Consider the following 556-nt stretch of genomic DNA (forward strand, 5'->3'; position numbering starts at 1 on the left):
CGCCAAATCCAGCGCCGGAGCGATTTGATGGGCGATTCCGCTTGACCTTTGGGGCTGCACTCTGTTGAACCCACCGGGTGTGTTTCACTGCTCAAGGTGGCTGTCCCCGATGGACGATCAGAACAAAAATCTCATCCTTGCAACCGCGCTCAGCTTTCTGGTGATCCTTGTCTGGTTCGTGCTGTTCCCACCGCCGGAATCAACCACGACGCAGGACGCTGCAGAAATTGCTGCTCTGGAAGGCGACGAGGTGCAAACACCCAGCGCGACCAGCACCGTGGGTGAAGCCACAGCGACCGCCGAGGAAACACTGCCAGAGGAACAAGCCCCTCGCGTCAACATCGACACCCCCCGTCTGAAAGGCAGCCTGTCCCTGTCCGGCGGGCGGATCGATGAGCTGTTTCTGAAAGATTATAAAGTCTCGATCGAAGAAGGCGCGCCTATTGTTGAGCTGCTGTCTCCGGTTGGTTCGGAATCGGCTTATTATGCCCTTTACGGCTGGGCACCGGGTACAGGAGTTGCAGGTGCGGATGTCCCGGGCCCCAACACGCTCTGG

The 556-nt window shown here is 58.8% G+C and carries 1 protein-coding gene; it reads left to right on the top strand.

The window, feature by feature from the left end; all coding sequences use genetic code 11:
* Window positions 1-109: 109 nt before the first annotated feature.
* Window positions 110-556 (top strand): membrane protein insertase YidC (yidC, locus tag ACR0EL_RS22680; protein ID WP_480502382.1); only part of this gene is annotated, 447 nt, incomplete at its 3' end.

The sequence above is a fragment of the Ruegeria sp. AH12 genome (genome assembly GCF_056541465.1).